This is a genomic window from Kitasatospora sp. NPDC088264 (assembly GCF_040685715.1).
GTDB lineage: Bacteria > Actinomycetota > Actinomycetes > Streptomycetales > Streptomycetaceae > Kitasatospora.
The window spans coordinates 59487-76691 of the sequence record NZ_JBFBIR010000011.1; the positions used below are offsets into that span (position 1 = coordinate 59487).

The window sequence follows — 17205 nt, forward strand, 5'->3', positions numbered from 1 at the left end:
GACTTTCGGATGAATGAGGGCCGCCCACAGTTGTACAGCCAACTGCCGGGCCCTCCCTTCCCCAGCCTCCGTGACCAGCCGCGCGCGGACCCGGCGCCGACCCCCGGCGGACCGGGCCCCGGGCGGCGGACAGGACAACCGTGGCCGCAGGCAGCGCCCTGACCCTCACCTCCTCCGCCAACCCCACCGAAGGCGACCGGCTCACCTTCCACTGGACGACCGACGCCCCCGACGCCAAGAACTGGGTCGGCGTGTACGACGGCGACCGCCAGCCCGGCAACGGCGGCTCCCTCCTCTGGAAGTACGTCCCGGGCACCTCCGGCGACCTCCAGCTCGACACCTCCGCGCTGACCGGCGGCCCCTACACCGCCTACCTGCTCGCCAAGGACGGCTACGGCGTCCTCGCCCGGACGGCCCCGTTCAGCTTCCGCGCCAAGCCGGCCGTCGTCCGCCCGCACAGCGCCGTGGACGCCCTCACCACCGCGCCCGTCGCCCCCGGCGCGGCGGTCTCCGTCAAGCTCGGCGGCCTCTGGTCCCGCCCGGTCGGCAACCCGGCGGGGACCGCCGTCTTCCGCAAGGTCAGCGGGCCGTCCTGGCTGAACGTCACCGCCGACGGCACGCTCACCGGCACCGCGCCCGCGGCGGGCAAGAGCCCCGAGCTGGCCGTCGTCGGCGTCAAGGACAGCGCGGGTGCCGTCGACACCGTCACCGTCCTCATCCCCGTGGTCGACCCCGCCGCGCCGCCGCGCCTCAAGGCCGCCAGCTGGAACCTGCACGACGCCGGCGCCGGGTACACCGACGCCCTGGAGAAGCAGCTGCGGGTCGTCCTCACCCAGGGCCTGGACGTCCTCGCCCTCCAGGAGACCGCCGGTGAGCGGGCGAAGACCCTGGCCGACGCGCTCGGCTGGTACGCCTACCAGAGCCCCGGCAGCGTCGGCATCCTGAGCCGCTACCCGCTCGCCGACGTCACCCCGCCGACCGCCGACCTGCCCGCCGCCGGGGCCACCGTGCAGCTCCCCGGCGGCCGGACCGTCCGCTTCTGGACCGCGCACCTCGACGAGGCCGGCTACGGCCCGTACGCGCTCCAGGACGGTCGGACGGCCGCCCAGGCGGAGGCCGCCGAGACCGCCTCGCTCCGCCTGAAGCAGGCCAAGGCCCTGGCCGCCGCGGTGCGCGCGGACATCGCCCGGCGCACCCCGGTGGTGCTCGCCGGCGCCCTCTCCTCGCCGTCCCACCTGGACTGGACGGCCGCCACCGCCGCCGCGCACGGCGGCGTCGGGGTGCTCAACTGGCCCGTCAGTGTGGCCCTTCAGGGCGCGGGGCTGACCGACACCTTCCGCGAGGAGCACCGCGACCCGGTCAGGTTCCCGGGCGCGACCTGGTCGCCCACCCGCAAGCAGCGCGGCGCCAAGCCCGAGCCGCAGGACCGCATCGACTACGTCCAGTACGCCGGCCCGCTGAAGCTGGTCGAGGCGCACACCCTGGTCGCCGACTGGCCGCAGCCCGAGCCGAACACCGCCGCCAACGAGTGGCCCTCCGACACCGCCGCCGCCGTCGCCACTTTCCAGCTCTGAGAGGCCAGTTCGTGATGTCCGAGCTCTCCCGCCGCACCTTCGTCGGCGCCACCGCGGCCGTCGGCGCCACCGCCCTGACCGGATTGGGCGCCGCCCCCGCCGAGGCAGCCCCCGCCGCCGCCCCTGCCGCCTCCGGCCGGCTGACGGGCACCATCAAGGACGTCAAGCACGTCGTCGTGCTGATGCAGGAGAACCGCAGCTTCGACCACTACTTCGGCACGCTCAGCGGCGTCCGCGGCTTCGGCGACAAGCAGGCGCTCCAATTCCCGGACGGCGCCGACGTGTTCCGCCAGCCGGACAGCCGTCGCAGCGACGGCGGCGCCATGCTGCCGTACCGGATGGACACCTCGAAGTACAACGCGCAGAACGCCGGCGGCCTGCCCCACGACTGGGCGACCGGCCACCAGGCGATCAACAACGGCGCGATGAACAAGTGGATCGCCGCCAAGGGCGAGCGCACCATGGGCTACTTCACCCGGGACGACATCCCCTACCAGTATGCCCTGGCCGACGCGTTCACCCTCTGCGACGCCTACTTCACCTCCCTCGCCGGCCCGACCGACCCCAACCGGCTCTACCTCTGGACGGGCACCTCCGGTCCCGGCCGCGACGGCACCACCGGGCCCTGGATCGACAACACCCCGGTCACCGACAACCCCGTCGCCGACTGGACCACCTACGCCGAGCGCCTGGAACAGGCCGGCGTCAGCTGGCGGGTCTACCACAACCCCAGCAAGGACGACCGCACCGGCGACTACGACGACAACGCCCTCTCCTACTTCAAGCAGTTCCACAACTTCCCTCCCACCGACCCGCGTTACATCAACGCGATGACCAAGTTCGACCCGGCCGCCTTCGACCGCCACTGCAAGGACGGCACCCTGCCGACCATCTCCTGGCTGGTCGCCCCCTACCTCTTCTCCGAGCACCCGGAGGCCGGCCCGGCGTACGGGGCGCACTGGGTCGACCAGGCCCTCCAGTCGCTGATGTCCAACCCGGCCGTGTGGCAGCACACCGTCTTCCTGGTCATGTACGACGAGAACGACGGCTACTTCGACCACATGGTCCCGCCCACCCCCGAGCCCGGCACCCCCGAGGAGTTCACCCAGGGCCGCGCCATCGGCCTCGGCAACCGCGTCCCGCTGTGGGTCGTCTCGCCCTGGTCGCGCGGCGGTTGGGTCAACTCCCAGGTCTTCGACCACACTTCCGTGCTGCGCTTCATGGAGCTGGTCACGGGCGTCGCCGAGCCGAACATCTCGGCCTGGCGCCGGTCCGTCTGCGGTGACCTCACCAGCTGCTTCGACTTCGCCGCGCCGAACCCGTCCGTCCCGTCGCTGCCCGACACCACGGCCCTGATGGCCAGGGCCGACGCGGGCACCAAGCTGCCCGGCGTCGCCCTCCCGGCGGTCGGAGCCCAGGCGATGCCCGTCCAGGAGCGCGGCGAGCGCCCGCACCGCCCGCTGCCCTACCAGCCGTGGGCCGACGTGGAGGTGGACCGCAAGACCGGCAAGGTCACCTGCACGATGAGCAACGACGGTTCGGTGGCCTTCCCGTACACCGTCTACCCGAACATCGCGCTGCCCTTCGCGGGCACCCCGTACACCGTCGCCCCCGGCGCCACCGCCCGGTACGTCTGGGACGCCGCCGCCACCAACGGCCGCTACGACTTCACCGTCCACGGCCCGGACGGCTTCGTCCGCCGCTTCGCCGGCACCGTGGTCCGGGACGGGCAGGACGGCCAGAACGACATCGGCGTACCGATCGTCACCGCCGACCTGCACGGCAGCGTGCGGCTCACCTTGCAGGTGGCCAACGACGGCATGACCGACGTCTCCTTCACCGCCGCGCCCAACGACTTCGCCGGCACCGCGCAGACCGTCCGGGTCAAGCCCGGGCAGCAGGCGAACCTGTCCTGGCCGCTGGACAAGCAGGGCCGCTACGACGTCGTCGTCACCGCCCACACCGGCCTGCGCTTCGTACAGCGCTACGCGGGCTGGGTGCACTGACCCGGTGGCGGGCGGGCCGCGGGCCGGGGGCGCCGAACCGGTGACCCCCGGCCGTGGCTCGGCCGTCCGGGCGGGGCCCGGGGCTACCGTCGGGCGCATGCAGAAGATCACCACCTTCCTCTGGTTCGACGACCAGGCCGAAGCGGCCGCCACCTTCTACACCTCGCTCTTCCCCAACTCCCGCATCACGCAGGTCACCCGCTACCCCGAGACCGGCCCCGGCGGAGCAGGCTCGGTCATGACCGTCGCCTTCGAACTCGCCGGGCGGGAGTACGCGGCCCTCAACGGCGGCCCCGAGTTCCACTTCACCGAGGCCATGTCGCTGCAGGTGGAGTGCGACGGCCAGCAGGAGGTCGACGAGCTCTGGGCCAAGCTCACCGCCGACGGCGGCCAGGCGGGCCCGTGCGGCTGGCTCAAGGACCGCTTCGGCCTCTCCTGGCAGATCACCCCGCGCGTCCTGCTCGACCTGATCGCCGACGAGGACCGGGCCAAGGCCGGCCGGGTGATGGCGACGATGATGCGGATGCAGAAGATCGAGGTCCAGCCGCTGCTCGACGCGGCCAGGGGCTGACGCGATGGCCGCGCCCGCCCTCCGCAGCACCCTCTACCTGCGCGCCACCCCCGAGCGGGTCTGGCACGCCCTCACCAACGCCGACGAGTCCGGCCTCTACTGGGGCCACCGCAACGTCTCCACCTGGCTGCCCGGCGCGCCCTGGGAGCACCAGCGCGCCGACGGCTCCGGGACGGCCGACGCGATCGGCGTCGTCGAGGCCGCCGACCGCCCGCACCGGCTGGTCACCACCTGGGCGGCGCCCGGGGAGCGGCGCCCGGGCGGTCCCTCCAAGGTCACCTTCGAACTCCGGGGCTGGCACGACCTCACCCGGCTCACCGTCACCCACGACCAGCTGGCCGACGAGGCCGAGCGGGCGGACGTCGAGCGGGGCTGGTCGGCGGTGCTGTCCAACCTGAAGACCTACCTGGAGACCGGCCACCCGCTCCCGCAGGAACCCTGGTCGATGCCCTGAGCCCCCAAGCCCCCCAAGCCCCCGCCCCCCGGAGTCCGACGCGGGCTCAGCGCCCGGCCCGCACCGCCGGGCGCGCCCGCTCGCCCCGGACGAACCGGCGCAGCCCGGCGAACCGCGAGAACCGCTCCCGGCTCGCCACCGAGGCCCGGTCCAGCTCCTCCATCAGCCGCCGGCTGCGGTGCTCCAGGTCCAGTTCGTCCAGGATCCGGTCCACCTCGGCCAGTATCGAACCGTGCAACTGCCACGCCTCGGGGTGCTCCCGCACCTTCTGCAGCAGCACCTGGGCGACGTTCTCCCGGCAGGTCCAGGCCGCGGCCAGCTCGGCGGTCAGCCGCCGCTCCGCCTCCTCGGCGCTGCGGCTCACCTGGGTGGTGACCAGCACCGCGAAGCTGACCATGGCCCCGCCGACGTGCGCCAGCAGTTCCTCCAGGCCCACCGCGACGTCCGGCGGGAACAGCCGCTCGCCGGGCGCGCGCCGCTTGGCCAGGTCGGTCAGCGAGCGCGCCAGCACCCGGATCACCACCACGCAGATCTCCAGGGTGTCCAGCCCGGTGCGCAGCACCAGCCGGGACAGCAGCCCGTCGTTGATCCGCGGATTGAGCCGCAGGCTGTCCTCCGCCTGGCGCAGTGCCACGTCCACGTCGGCGATGGCGTGGTCGAGCCGGCGGGCCTCGTGCAGCTGCTCGGCGGCCCGGGCGACCGGGGTCGGACGGCCCAACTGCTCGGCGATGTCCAGCAGCAGCTGGCGGGCCCGCCGGGCGAGGTCCTCGATCGATTCCCCGGCGGTGTCCACCCAGACCGGCGGGGCGAACAGCAGGTTGAACAGCAGGCCGACGGCGGCGCCGATCAGTGTCTCCAGCACCCGGTCCCAGGCCTGCGAGGCGAGCCCGCTGACGCCGAGGATCAGCATGGCGCTGATCGCGACCTCCTGGACGAACTCCTCGACCCGGACGAACCGGCCGACGACCAGCGAGGCCAGGATGATCAGCCCGAGGCTCCACCAGGAGAGCCCCACCACGGCGCTGAAGCCGGTCGCGATCAGCACGCCGACCACCACCGAGTTGACCCGGCGGATGCTGGTCTTGAGCGTCGAGTAGACGGTGACCTGCACCACCAGCAGCGCGGTCAGCGGGGCCGTCAGCGGGGCCGGCTCGCTGCTGAGCCGGGTGGCCACCGCGAAGGCGAGGGTGGCGGCCACGGTGGCCCGCACGGTCTGGACGACGAAGGGTTCTCGGGCACCGCGGCGGATCAGGGCCGTGAGGGACTCCGGGAGAAGGGCCATGTCGCCCTTCTTTCCCCGTGGTCGCCCTTCACACCGCCGAGCCGTCCGACCGGCACCCGTATGCCCGGGCCCTGGCTCTGACCCGGGTGAGGGTCACGGCCCGGCGGGCTACGGCCTACCGCGGGTCCTGGCGGTTCAGCCGCAGCTTCCAGGGCGCCAGCGCCGACTCGACCTGCACCCCGATGCTCATCTTCGACGCGCCCTCGATCCGCTCCTCGAAGCGGATCGGCACCTCGCGGATCGTCAGGCCGCGCTGGACGACCCGGTAGTTCATCTCGACCTGGAACGAGTACCCGCTGCTCTGCACGGTCGGCAGGTCGATCGCCCGCAGGGTGCTCGCCCGCCAGGCCTTGAAACCGGCGGTGGCGTCCCGGACGCCCAGGCCGAGGATGGTGTTGACGTAGAGGTTGGCCCAGGCGGAGAGGGCCTTGCGGTGCCAGGGCCACTCCGCGGCGGTCGAACCGCCGGGCACGTAGCGGGAGCCGAGCACCACGGCGGTGTCGTCGGCCAGCAGGGCCTGGACCATCGCGGGTATCGCCGAGGCCGGGTGCGAGAGGTCGGCGTCCATCTGGACCACGACGTCGGCGTCCTCGTCCAGGGCCCGGGCCATGCCGGCCAGGTAGGCGCGGCCGAGGCCGTCCTTCTCGGTGCGGTGCAGCACGCCGACGGTGCCGCCGGACTCCGCGGCGAGCTTGTCCGCGATCTCGCCGGTGCCGTCCGGCGAGTTGTCGTCGACCACCAGCAGGTGCAGGCCCGGTACCGGGAGGTCCGCGAGAAGACCCGCGAGGACCGGAAGGTTCTCCCGCTCGTTGTACGTGGGGACGACGACAACGACCTTCGGGGAGGCCTCGACCATGTTCTGTTTCCCTCGTGCCCTTTCCGGCCGGCACCCGTGCCACGCCGGACGGTTGTCCTTGACGACCTGCTGTGGATGAGACCGTGTGAGTGTATCGGTGCGGCGGACGGTTCCTCGCCCCGGGTGACGGGCTGGGCACGGCCGGCCACGGCCCGGAAATCCGTTCGACCGCGATGCGTGCCCGGGGCGCCGCGGCACCGCCCCGATCCGTCGTTCCGGGAAATTTCTGCGACGGCCCCTCGCAGACGGTCCCTCGCAGCCCCCGACGGGCTACGCCCCGTCGTAGACGGTCGCGAGGTTGTCCCGGGCCGGGTGGGTCAGGCCGGCCGGGCCGGCGGCGAAGGTGCGCAGGACGTTCTCGGTGACCCGGCGGACCAGGTCCCCGGTCCGGGCGTCGATCCCGTGGTCGGCGCTGCCGCCCCCGGGCCCGTGCGCGTCCAGGGCCTCCACCCAGCGCATCGTCCCGGAGGCGAACACCCCGGCGCCGCCCGGCACGGTGTAGTACGCGGTGTCGGAATGCGAGCGGCGGCCCTCGCAGACCACGGGGGAGTGCGCGATCACCTCGATCGGACGCGGGGTGGGGAAGGCGGTGTCCACCCGGTCGTACTCGACGCCGACCAGGTGCGGGAACGACGCCCCGGCGGCGACGCCGGTGCCCTCGAACGCCCAGTGCTCCGGCGAGCCGACCACGTACGGGGCGTCCACCGGGTAGCCGTCGTAGATCACGCCGAGCATCGAGCTCTCCGGGTCGGCGCCCGGGCCGGCCCGGAAGTCGGTGGTCGCCGGGGCGCCGGCCTGGTGGCCCGGGTCCTGCGCCCACGCGTCCTTGTAGCAGACCACCGTCCGGTCCGGGCCCAGCTCCGAGGGCTCGAAGCGGACCCGGCGGAAGCAGCAATTGGCCCCCAGGACAGCCAGGTTGGTGCCGGCGTCCCGGGCCGCGACCACCTGGGCGCGCTGCTCGGGGGACCAGTACTCGTCGTGGCCGAGGGAGAGGACGGCACTCGCGCCGTGCAGCAGCCCGGGCTCCCGGGCCACGTCGATCCCGGTGGTGTAGGCGAGCGGCAGCCCGAGCCGCTCGGCGAGCGCGACCAGCGGCGCCTCGTACACCAGGAACAGCCCGGCGCCGTGGTCGTAGTCGTAGGGCCGGTCGAAGACCACCCGCAGCGAGCGGGTGGCCAGACCGCCGGTGGGGCCGTTGTAGAGGCTGTACCCGCCCCACTCGTTGTACGCCTGCCAGGTGGCGGGGGCGCTCATCACGACCGTCCGCCCGGCGGTGGCGGCGGAGCGGACGGTGAGCGGGACGTAGCGCTGGCCGGAGCCGTCCTCGGCGTCCAGGCGCAGCAGGTAGGCGCCCTCGGGCCAGCCGGTGGTGTCCACGGCGAGGGTGCGCTGCCAGCCGGTCAGCACAGTCCTGGTCGCGGGGTCCACGCGCGGGGCGGGCTGCCGGCCGCCCGGGACGTGCTCGCGGCGCCAGACCAGGCGGGCGCGGGCGCCGTCGTACCAGCCGGTGCGGTAGGCGGAGACGGTGAAGGCGGCGGCCGGGGTGGAGACGTGCAGGCCGAACTGCTCACCGGGCAGCACGCTGACCCGGTCGGCGAAGCCCTCGATGGCGTCGGCGGGGCCGGGGTCGGTGATCTCCCAGTCGGGCGCGCCGGGTAGGGACTGCTCCGGCGGGACGCCCACGTGCTGGGCGGCGGCGGTCGGGGCGGCGTCGTCGGGGGAGGGGCGCGGGGCGGGACCGTCGGACGAGGAGTGCGGGGCGGGGTCCGGGCGGTGGGTGCCGCAGGAGGCGGTGGCCGCCGCCAGCAGGCCCAGGCCCAGAATGCCCCGCCGACTCGGTTCCGCCACCGCTGCCTCCCTGGTGTCCGTTCTCGGCAAACCTGCACGCATCCGTCGATCGCGCGGATATCCTCGCCCGTTCCGGGCAGTGCGTGCGGCCCGCCGCGCCGGGACGGCCGGCACGACGGGGCGCCGTCCGCCACCGCTGAGGGCCGTCCGGGGCACCCCTGGCGTGTCCGGACGCGCTGCTCCCCGGCGGCACCGGTCCGGTCCCCTAGCCTGACCAGGCCCGCCGTCCGGCGGCCTTTGGGGGGCCGGAGCCGAGCGCGGCCGGCCGACTGGTGGACAGGGGTGCACGTGGTGTCGTCGGGTTCGGCCGATCCGGGGGTGGCACCCGCGACCCGCGGCGCGAGGTTCCGGGCGTGGATGCTGGAAGGCCTGTCGGACATGGCCAAGCAGCACCCCGGCCCGCACGCCGAGGCGCCGCACGTCAAGGGCCAGCGCTGGTGGCGGGTGATGTGTCTGACCGGCCTGGACTACTTCTCCACGCTCGGCTACCAGCCCGGCATCGCCGCCCTCGCCGCCGGCCTGCTCTCGCCGCTGGCGACCATCGTGCTGGTGATCGTCACGCTGCTCGGCGCCCTGCCCGTCTACCGGCGGGTCGCCCAGGAGAGCCCGCACGGCCAGGGCTCGATCGCCATGCTGGAGCGGCTGCTGTCGTTCTGGCAGGGCAAGCTCTTCGTGCTCACGCTGCTCGGCTTCGCGGCCACCGACTTCATGATCACCATCACCCTGTCGGCCGCCGACGCGACCGCGCACCTGGTGGAGAACCCGCATCTGCACAGCCTGCTGACCGGCAAGCAGGTGACGATCACCCTCATCATGGTGGCCCTGCTCGGCGGGGTCTTCCTCAAGGGCTTCAGCGAGGCGATCGGCATCGCCGTCGTCCTGGTCGCGGTCTACCTCGCGCTGAACGTCGTGGTGGTGACCAACGGACTCTGGCACGTGCTGAAGGCCCCGCACGTCGTCGGCGACTGGACCGACGCGCTCACCGCGGAGCACGGCAACGTGATCGCGATGATCGGCGTCGCGCTGATCGTCTTCCCGAAGCTGGCGCTCGGCCTGTCCGGCTTCGAGACCGGCGTCGCCGTGATGCCGCACATCGAGGGCGACCCGGACGACACCGAGGAGAAGCCCACCGGCAGGATCCGCGGCGCCCGCAAGCTGCTCACCACCGCGGCCGCGATCATGAGCTGCTTCCTGATCACCACCAGCCTCATCACCACCCTGCTGATCCCCGCGGACGCCTTCAAGGCCGGCGGGCAGGCCAACGGGCGGGCGCTCGCCTACCTCGCCCACCAGAACCTCGGCAACACCTTCGGCAGCGTCTACGACCTGTCCACGATCGCCATCCTCTGGTTCGCCGGCGCCTCCGCGATGGCCGGACTGCTCAACCTGATGCCGCGCTACCTGCCCCGCTACGGCATGGCCCCGCACTGGGCCCGCGCGGTGCGGCCCACCGTGATCGTCCTCACCCTGATCGCCTTCCTGGTCACCTGGCTGTTCGACGCCAACGTGGACGCCCAGGGCGGCGCGTACGCGACCGGCGTGCTGGTGCTGATCAGCTCGGCCGCCATCGCCGTCACCATCGCCGCCCACAAGTCGGGGCAGCGCCGCAGGACGGTCGGCTTCGCCGCGATCGCCGGGGTCTTCCTCTACACCACGGCCGTGAACATCGCCGAGCGGCCGGACGGCGTCAAGATCGGCGGCTGCTTCATCGCCGGCATCATGCTGGTCTCCTTCCTCTCCCGGCTCAAGCGGGCCTTCGAACTGCGCGTCACCGACGTGGTGCTCGATGTCGTCGCCGAACGCTTCGTCCGGGACTACACGTACCGCCCGCTGCGGCTGATCGCCAACGAGCCGAACAGCCGGGACCTCGCCGAGTACCGCGACAAGATCCGCCAGATCCGCGCCGACAACGACATCCCGACCGAGGACGACCTGGTCTTCGTCGAGGTCACCGTGCTCGACCCGTCCGACTTCGAGGCCGAACTGACCGTGCGCGGCGAGGTGCTGCACGACCGCTACCGGGTGCTGACGCTGCAGAGCTCCAGCGTGCCGAACGCGCTGGCCGCCCTGCTGCTGCGGGTGCGGGACCTCACCGGGCAGCAGCCGCACATCTACTTCGAGTGGACCGAGGGCAACCCCTTCGCCCAGTTCCTCAGGTTCTTCCTCTTCGGCCAGGGCGAGATCGCCCCCGTCACCCGCGAAGTCCTGCGCGAGGCCGAACCGGACCGCAGCCGCCGCCCGGCCGTCCACGTCGGCTGACGGCGCCTCCCCGCCGAACGGGTCGGCCGCCTCCGCCTCCTGCCACCGGCGGTCCGGGGCGGCGGCAGCCTGGGCCGTCCGGGTCAGCGGCTCGGGTGGGACTTGCTCCAGGCCGGGGCGACGAAGGCCACCAGGGCGACGGCGAAGCCGAGTTGGAGTAGGTGCCGGATCCAGTCGATGCCCGAGGTGTGGCGGACGCCGATCCATCCGGAGACGGCGTTGCCGAGCCAGGCACCGGCGGCGCCGAGCAGCATCGTCAGCCACCAGGGGATCGACTGCGGCCCGCGCAGGATCAGCTTGGCCAGTACGCCCAGCACGAAGCCGATGAGCAGAATCCACAGGAGCTGGAACATCGCAGTCCACCTTCCGGGCGCGGCCGGACTGACACCGGTGCGCCGAATCGCCGAGACGCGGTTCGTCCCATGATCGCCCGGATCGGCCGAACGGGCACGTCGGGAGCTTCTACGGCTCCGGCCGCGCCTGCTCGGTCCCGAGCTTCACCGACGACTCCTGGCAGCGAAGCGCGTCTCCTGACGGCCGGCCCTCAGCGCTCCAGCGCCGCCTCGACGGCCTCGCGGACGTCCGGGTGCGGGTCGTTCGCGAGGCCGTCGAGCAGGGCGGCGACGCCCGGGGTGGACCAGCCGGCGACGGCCCACACCAGTTCCTCGCGCACGGCCGGGTCCGGGTGGGCGGCCAACCGGGCGAGGCGGTCCAGTGGGCCGCGGCGGCGGCGCCCGAAGCTCTGCAGGGCGGCGAGCAGTTCGGCGGGGTCGCCCGGCTCGCCGGCGGCCTCGATCCGGGCGAGCAGGACGGGCACGGGCGGCGGCGGGGCGTCCAGCGGGTGCTGGTGGCGCTCGCGCAGCCGACGGCTGCCGTACCCGCCGACGGGCTGGCAGCCCATGCAGGGGCACGGCCGGGTGCCGTGGGCGTTCGGCTGGTAGCGCCAGCCGGCGACCTGCGGCACGCCGCGGATCCGGTGGACCTCGCGGGCGCCCACCGCGCGCGGCACGAACACCTCCCAGCCGCGCGGGTCCGCCAGTTCGGCGACCCGCCGCACCGCCTCGGCGGCGGGCACCCACTGCTGGGCGCCCCTCGCGCGGTCCCGGTAGTGCCCGGTCAGCACCTGCTGTGCGTCGTCCAGCCGGAGGTGCACCGCGACCAGCGAGCCCCCGGTGCCGAACCGGGCCAGTTCGCGCAGCCACTGGTGGGTCAGCGGGTACGAGGGCAGTACCGGGAAGCAGTACAGCCCGCGCACCCCGCCCTGCCCCCGGCTGTCGGCCCGGATCCCGGCACGGCGGATCCGCGGCGCGTTCGCCGCGGTGGTCAGGTGCACGAACATCGCCATGGTCCGGGATGCTAGCGGCTGACCGAACGCAGGCCCATCGGATTTCCTCGCGAGGCGCGGCGGGGCAGGTGGCGTCAGGCGGTGCCCGTTCGGCGGGTGATCAGGGCGGCGAGGCCGTCCAGGATGCGGTCCAGGCCGAAGTCCAGGGCCTGGTCGCGCCCGTCCTCCCCGGTCATGGCGGCGGCCAGGGCGGGGTAGCGGTCGGCGTGCTGGTGCACCAGTGTGCCGAGGGCGGTGAGGAGTTCGGCTTCGGGGGAGCCGTCGGGCCCGGCGGCGCGGGACTGCTGGGCGATGCTGCGGACGTGTCCGGCGAGCAGGACGGCGGCGTCCATCCGCTCGGGGCCGGTCAGTCCGTGGCCGTCGAGGGCGGTCACCACCCGTTCCAGCCAGGTGAGTTCCTTCGGGCCCATCACCCGGGGGCCGACGGTGGCATCGAGCAGCCACGGGTGGCGGCCGAACGACTCGGTCAAGTGGTGTGCCCAGGCGGCGAGTTGGGCCCGCCAGTCGTGGGCGTGCCGGCCCTGCGGGGGCTCGCCGACGGCGGCCTCGACCATCAGGGCGACGAGTTCGGCCTTGCCGGGCACGTAGCGGTAGAGCGACATCTTGGTGAAGTCGAGCAGCCCGGCGACCTTCTGCATCGAGACCGCGCCCAGGCCTTCGGCGTCCGCGATCTCGACGCCCGCCGCCGCGATCCGCTCCAGGCTGAGGGCCGGTTTCGGCCCGCGGGTGGGCTTGGCCGGGGGGCCCCAGAGCAGCCGCACCATGTCGTTCGCCGCCTCGCTCACAGTCCGCTCCCGTTCTGGGGGTTGCTCGTCCGACCTAACTGCGTCTACCGTACACAGCAGAAAACGGTATCCACCGGACACAGTTTCTCGACCCTCTCGGACGGAGTGGTTCCCATGAGCACCAAGGTCCTGATCTCGGGCGCGAGCATCGCCGGCCCCGCCCTGGCCCACTGGCTCGGCCGGTACGGCTTCGAGGTCACCGTCGTCGAACTCGCCCCGGCGCTGCGCGGCGGCGGCCAGAACGTCGACTTCCGCGGCCGCACCCACCTGACGGTGCTGGAGCGGATGGGCGTCCTCGACGAACTGCGCGCGCTCGACACCGGCGGCAGCCCGATGACCTTCCTCGGCGCAGACGGCCGTCGACTCCTGCACCTGCCCGCCGAGTTCGCGGGCGGCGAGCTGGAGATCCCGCGCGGCGAACTCGCCCAGCTGCTGTACCGGCACAGCCGCGCCCGCGCCGAGTACGTCTTCGGCGACTCCATCACCGCCCTGGAGGAGACCCCGAGCGGTGTGCGGGCCGCCTTCCGGCACGGCGCGCCGCGCGAGTTCGACCTGGTGATCGGCGCCGACGGGCTGCACTCCAACGTCCGCCGGCTCGCCTTCGGCCCCGAGCAGCGCTACGTCCGACACCTCGGCTACTACGCGGCCACCTGGCAGTTCCCCAACGACCTCGGCCTGGCGCCCGGTTCGGTCGGCCTCAACGTCCCCGGCCGGCTCGCCTCGATCGGCGCCGACCACCGCGACCCGGCCCGCGCGGGCGCCTTCTGCCTCTTCGCCTCGCCCGAACTGCGCTACGACCGCCATGACCCGGAGCAGCAGAAGGCCCTGGTGCGGGACGCCTTCGCGGGCCTCGGCTGGGAGGTGCCGCGCCTGCTGGAGAGCCTGCGGCACGCCCCCGAGCTCTACTTCGACTCGATCAGCCGCACCGACGTCCCCACCTGGTCCAGCGGCCGGATCGCCCTGCTCGGCGACGCGGCCTGCGGCGCCACCATCGGCGGCATGGGCACCGGCACCGCCGTGGTGGCCGCGTACGTCCTGGCCGGCGAACTGGCCCGGGCCCGCGGCGACCACCGCACCGCCTTCGCCCGGTACGAGCGGCTGCTGCGCGGCTACGCCGAGGGCTGCCAGAAGGGCGGGGACCGCACCGGACCGTTCCTGGCGCCGCGCACCGCCACCGGCCTGCGCGTGCGCAACGGGCTGCTGAACCGGCGCTGGGTGCTGAACCGGATGCTGGAGCTCGGCAAGCAGGTCTCCAGCGTCGAGCTGCCGGACTACGAGCTGCCGAAGAGCGAGCTGCCGTGCGACGAGCTGCCGAAGAGCGAGCTGCCGGGCGACGAGCTGCCGGAGTACGCGCGCGAGTCGGCCGGCCGGTTCAGCGCGGCGGGCTGATCCGGGTGCCGCCGTCCAGGGCCGCCTCCACCTGGACGGTCGCCCGGGCCGGGCGCTCGACGGCCAGCGTGTGGTCCGGGACGGGCCGGTCGGCGGACCAGTCCGGGCCCTTGACGGCGAGCCGGGTGACCCGCCGGCTGCCCGCCGCGAGCAGGAACTCCGCTCCCTGCGGGGAGCGCCACCAGGCCCAGCCGACGACGTCCTGCTCGAACCGGCTGCACGCCCGCCCCGGGCCGCCGCCGGTGCGCTGCGGGCCGCGGGCGGTCGGCAGCAGGACGGCGGTGGCGGCGCTGCCCTCACCGGTCCAGCGGTCGGCGCGCAGGCAGACCCAGGACGCCGAGCCCGCGTTCTGCGGCAGCGGCTGCACCGCGAAGGCCCACAGGTTGAGCTGCTTGACGCCCGGCGTGCCGTCCGGGACGGCGCAGCCCGCGCGGGCCCAGGCCAGCAGCGCGTCCTGGCCGGTGGCCTCGCGCGGCTCGCGGGCCGGCTGGGCGCGGTCCGGCGGCGGGGAGTAGGTGAGGTGCGCGGGGACGAGCCCGCCGAGGTCGGTCAGCAGGAAGGCGTGCTTCTCGGCGATGGCGGGGGAGGAGTGCAGCTGGAGAACCGTGGCGCCGTGGCAGTCCGCGAGCCCGCCGCCCGGGACCGCCGCCGTGACCCCGTCAGGGTGGTCCAACGGCCGCGCGGGGGAGTCGGGTTGGTCGATCCGGCGGGTCTCGGCGGCGTCCACCCAGGGGGCCAGCAGATAGCGCACGGCGGTGCCCTGGCGACGCAGCACCACCGCGCCCGCCGTGGTCACGTCCGAGTCGTCGGCCCGGGCGAGGTCCAGGCCGCCGTCGCGCCCGTCGGCGTAGCGGGCGAGCCGCCGGCCGTCGAACAGCACCACCAGGGCGGTGCCGTCGACCGTCCCGGCGAACAGCAGGGCCGGCGGGGCGACGGGCGGCGTGGCGTCCACGCCCGGCTCGCCGCGGGTCTGCGGGCCGGGCCGCTCCCAGGCGGCCAGGGCGCGGCCGAGCAGCGCGCCGTCGTCGCGGCGGTCGCCGCGGGCGGGCCAGGCGGTGAAGTCGACCCGCGCGGTGTGCTGCCACCGGTCCGGCTCGACCCGGGTCAGGCGGGCCGGGTCGGCCGCGGTGCCGGACGGGGCGGGCGCGGGGCGGGCCACGGGCGCGGCCGGCCCGGAGTCGGCCACCACGGCCGCCGTCGTGCTGAGTCCGAGCAGGCCGACCAGCAGCGCGGCGCTCCACGTCCGGCGGCGGCGCAGCAGGTCGGTGGGCTGGACCCGCACCGCGCACGGGTCGAAGGCGGGGGGCTCCGGGTCCGCCCCGGCGGTCACGCCGGCCGCCGCCGCGACGGCCTCCTCGGGGTGCTCGACCCCGGCCCGTCGCAGCGCCCCGGCCGTCTGCTCCGGCGTCAGCCCCTCCACCGCGCGTAGGGCGAAGGCCGCCCGGGCGGGGGCGTCGAGGGCCGCGAGTGCGCGGTCCAGCGCCGCGTCCTCCTCGCCGCCGTGCGGGGTGAACAGCCGCAGTCCCCAGATCCGGGGAGCGGGCAGCCGCCGCGCGGGGTGCGGCCGCAGCGCGGCGCGCAGCACCCGCAGGCGCAGTGCGGCGTACACCGGGTCCTCGTCCGCCGCCGGCGGACCGGCCGGGCGGGTCCAGCGGGAGGGCAGGGCGCGCTGGACGGTCGCGTGCGCGGCCAGCACCCGGCTGTGCCGGTCCCGGTCGGCGGGCAGCGCGAGGTACGCCAGCCGGGCCAGCCGGCGGTAGTGGCGCACCAGCGCGGCTTCGGCCTGGGCCACCGGGCGCGCCGCGGCGCCCTGCGCCGACGATGCCGCGCCCATCGTCCGTCCTGCCAACGTGCCCTCCCCGGATGCCGTTCGTGCTGTCGTGGTGGACGGTCCAACGAGTCGATCATGTGATGGTTGCGCCGTCCGGGTCACCGGGTCGCCGGATCGCAGGGTCGGTGGTTTCGGCGAGGCGCCGGGCAGGCGGTGGTTCGGCACGGTGTCGGATCCGCGTTCGGCGGGCGGGCCCAAGGTCCCACCCGTTCAGCCCCTTGGCCCCTGGCGGCCCGTGCCACCGGGCGCGATGCTGCCGGTACCGGTCGGGACGATCCGCGCCCGGCCGCAAGAGTGTCGTGGACGAGGTGAACCGGCGTGCGGCATGCCACCGTCGAATCTGTGATGACCAGCCCCGTGGTCCGGGTTGCGCCCGAGACCGGCTTCCGGGAGATCGTCGCGCTGCTGACCGAGTACGACATCACCGGGGTGCCGGTGGTGGACGCGGAGGGGCGGCCGCTCGGGATCGTCTCCGAGGCCGACCTGCTGCGCACGCTGGCCGCGCAGGAGGATCCGGGCGCTCTGTTGCCAGCCCCCGAGGCGGCGCAGGCCGGCCCGGGCGGTGCCGTGACCGCGGCCGACCTGATGACCGGGCAGCCGGTCTGCACGACCCCCGGGACCAGCGTGGTCGCGGCGGCCCGGTTGATGAGCCGGCACGGGCTGAAGCGGCTGCCGGTGCTGGACGAGGACGGGCGGGTGACCGGCATGGTCAGCCGCGGGGACCTGCTGCGGGTCTTCCTACGCGAGGACGTGGTGATCCGGCGGGAGATCGTCGAGGAGGTGCTCGGCCGGATCGACGGGGTGAGCCCGGCGGAGATCGGCGTCGAGGTCGATCAGGGCCGGGTGGTGCTCAGCGGTACGGTGCCCGAGCCGTACCTGGTCCCGATCGTGCTCAACCTGTGCCGCTCGGTCGACGGCGTGGTCTCGGTCACCGACCGGCTCGGTGCGGGCGGGACGGCCGCTCCGGTGGGCTGATCCGTCGATCCGTCGATCCGTCGATCCCGA

14 protein-coding genes are annotated in these 17205 nt (G+C 74.3%); 7 read left to right on the forward strand and 7 right to left on the reverse strand.

Going from position 1 to position 17205, the window contains the following annotated elements; translation table 11 throughout:
• Positions 1-140 precede the first annotated feature (140 nt).
• The 4 genes from AB0O82_RS11670 to AB0O82_RS11685 all read left to right on the forward strand — a co-directional run bounded on the left by AB0O82_RS11670 (position 141) and on the right by AB0O82_RS11685 (position 4605).
• Complete coding sequence (locus AB0O82_RS11670) at positions 141-1574, forward strand: endonuclease/exonuclease/phosphatase family protein (RefSeq protein WP_363582591.1); 1434 nt, start codon at positions 141-143, stop codon at positions 1572-1574.
• A gap of 14 nt (positions 1575-1588) precedes the next feature.
• Positions 1589-3580: a phosphocholine-specific phospholipase C gene (locus tag AB0O82_RS11675; protein ID WP_363582593.1), complete on the forward strand. Its 1992-nt coding sequence runs from the start codon at positions 1589-1591 to the stop codon at positions 3578-3580.
• A 97-nt stretch (positions 3581-3677) separates the two neighbouring features.
• A complete protein-coding gene (locus tag AB0O82_RS11680; protein WP_363582595.1) occupies positions 3678-4151 on the forward strand; it encodes a VOC family protein in 474 nt (157 codons plus the stop codon).
• Between the two features lie 4 nt (positions 4152-4155).
• Positions 4156-4605 carry an SRPBCC domain-containing protein gene (locus AB0O82_RS11685; protein WP_363582597.1) on the forward strand — a complete coding sequence of 150 codons (450 nt, stop codon included), beginning with the start codon at positions 4156-4158 and terminating at the stop codon, positions 4603-4605.
• Positions 4606-4651: 46 nt separating this feature from the next.
• On the opposite strand, the gene AB0O82_RS11690 is transcribed toward AB0O82_RS11685, so the two are convergent.
• The 3 genes from AB0O82_RS11690 to AB0O82_RS11700 form a co-directional block, all read right to left on the reverse strand.
• Complete coding sequence (locus AB0O82_RS11690; RefSeq protein ID WP_363374742.1) at positions 4652-5887, reverse strand: aromatic acid exporter family protein; 1236 nt, start codon at positions 5885-5887, stop codon at positions 4652-4654.
• A gap of 115 nt (positions 5888-6002) precedes the next feature.
• Complete coding sequence (locus AB0O82_RS11695; protein WP_063350695.1) at positions 6003-6743, reverse strand: polyprenol monophosphomannose synthase; 741 nt, start codon at positions 6741-6743, stop codon at positions 6003-6005.
• A gap of 270 nt (positions 6744-7013) precedes the next feature.
• Complete coding sequence (locus AB0O82_RS11700; protein ID WP_363582599.1) at positions 7014-8591, reverse strand: N,N-dimethylformamidase beta subunit family domain-containing protein; 1578 nt, start codon at positions 8589-8591, stop codon at positions 7014-7016.
• A gap of 357 nt (positions 8592-8948) precedes the next feature.
• On the opposite strand from AB0O82_RS11700, the gene AB0O82_RS11705 reads away from it, so the two are divergent.
• The gene (locus AB0O82_RS11705) at positions 8949-10850 is read left to right on the forward strand and encodes an amino acid transporter (RefSeq protein ID WP_363582601.1); all 1902 of its coding nucleotides are present in this window, start codon (positions 8949-8951) and stop codon (positions 10848-10850) included.
• Between the two features lie 83 nt (positions 10851-10933).
• On the opposite strand, the gene AB0O82_RS11710 is transcribed toward AB0O82_RS11705, so the two are convergent.
• The 3 genes from AB0O82_RS11710 to AB0O82_RS11720 form a co-directional block, all read right to left on the reverse strand.
• Positions 10934-11203 (reverse strand): GlsB/YeaQ/YmgE family stress response membrane protein, encoded by a 270-nt coding sequence (locus AB0O82_RS11710; RefSeq protein WP_363582603.1) that lies wholly within the window; start codon positions 11201-11203, stop codon positions 10934-10936.
• A 191-nt stretch (positions 11204-11394) separates the two neighbouring features.
• The gene (locus AB0O82_RS11715) at positions 11395-12195 is read right to left on the reverse strand and encodes a HEAT repeat domain-containing protein (RefSeq protein ID WP_363582605.1); all 801 of its coding nucleotides are present in this window, start codon (positions 12193-12195) and stop codon (positions 11395-11397) included.
• A gap of 74 nt (positions 12196-12269) precedes the next feature.
• Entirely contained in the window at positions 12270-12980 is a 711-nt protein-coding gene (locus AB0O82_RS11720) for a TetR/AcrR family transcriptional regulator C-terminal domain-containing protein (protein WP_363582607.1), read from the reverse strand.
• A gap of 114 nt (positions 12981-13094) precedes the next feature.
• On the opposite strand from AB0O82_RS11720, the gene AB0O82_RS11725 reads away from it, so the two are divergent.
• Positions 13095-14369 carry an FAD-dependent monooxygenase gene (locus AB0O82_RS11725; RefSeq protein ID WP_363582609.1) on the forward strand — a complete coding sequence of 425 codons (1275 nt, stop codon included), beginning with the start codon at positions 13095-13097 and terminating at the stop codon, positions 14367-14369.
• Here the strand turns inward: AB0O82_RS11725 and AB0O82_RS11730 are convergent.
• Positions 14353-16203 (reverse strand): hypothetical protein, encoded by a 1851-nt coding sequence (locus AB0O82_RS11730; RefSeq protein ID WP_363582611.1) that lies wholly within the window; start codon positions 16201-16203, stop codon positions 14353-14355. The two genes, AB0O82_RS11725 and AB0O82_RS11730, sit on opposite strands and share 17 nt — an antisense overlap.
• Before the next feature lie 342 nt (positions 16204-16545).
• Between AB0O82_RS11730 and AB0O82_RS11735 the strand changes: the two genes are divergently transcribed.
• On the forward strand, positions 16546-17175 hold the full coding sequence (locus AB0O82_RS11735) for a CBS domain-containing protein (RefSeq protein ID WP_363582613.1): 630 nt from the start codon (positions 16546-16548) through the stop codon (positions 17173-17175).
• Positions 17176-17205: the final 30 nt, after the last annotated feature.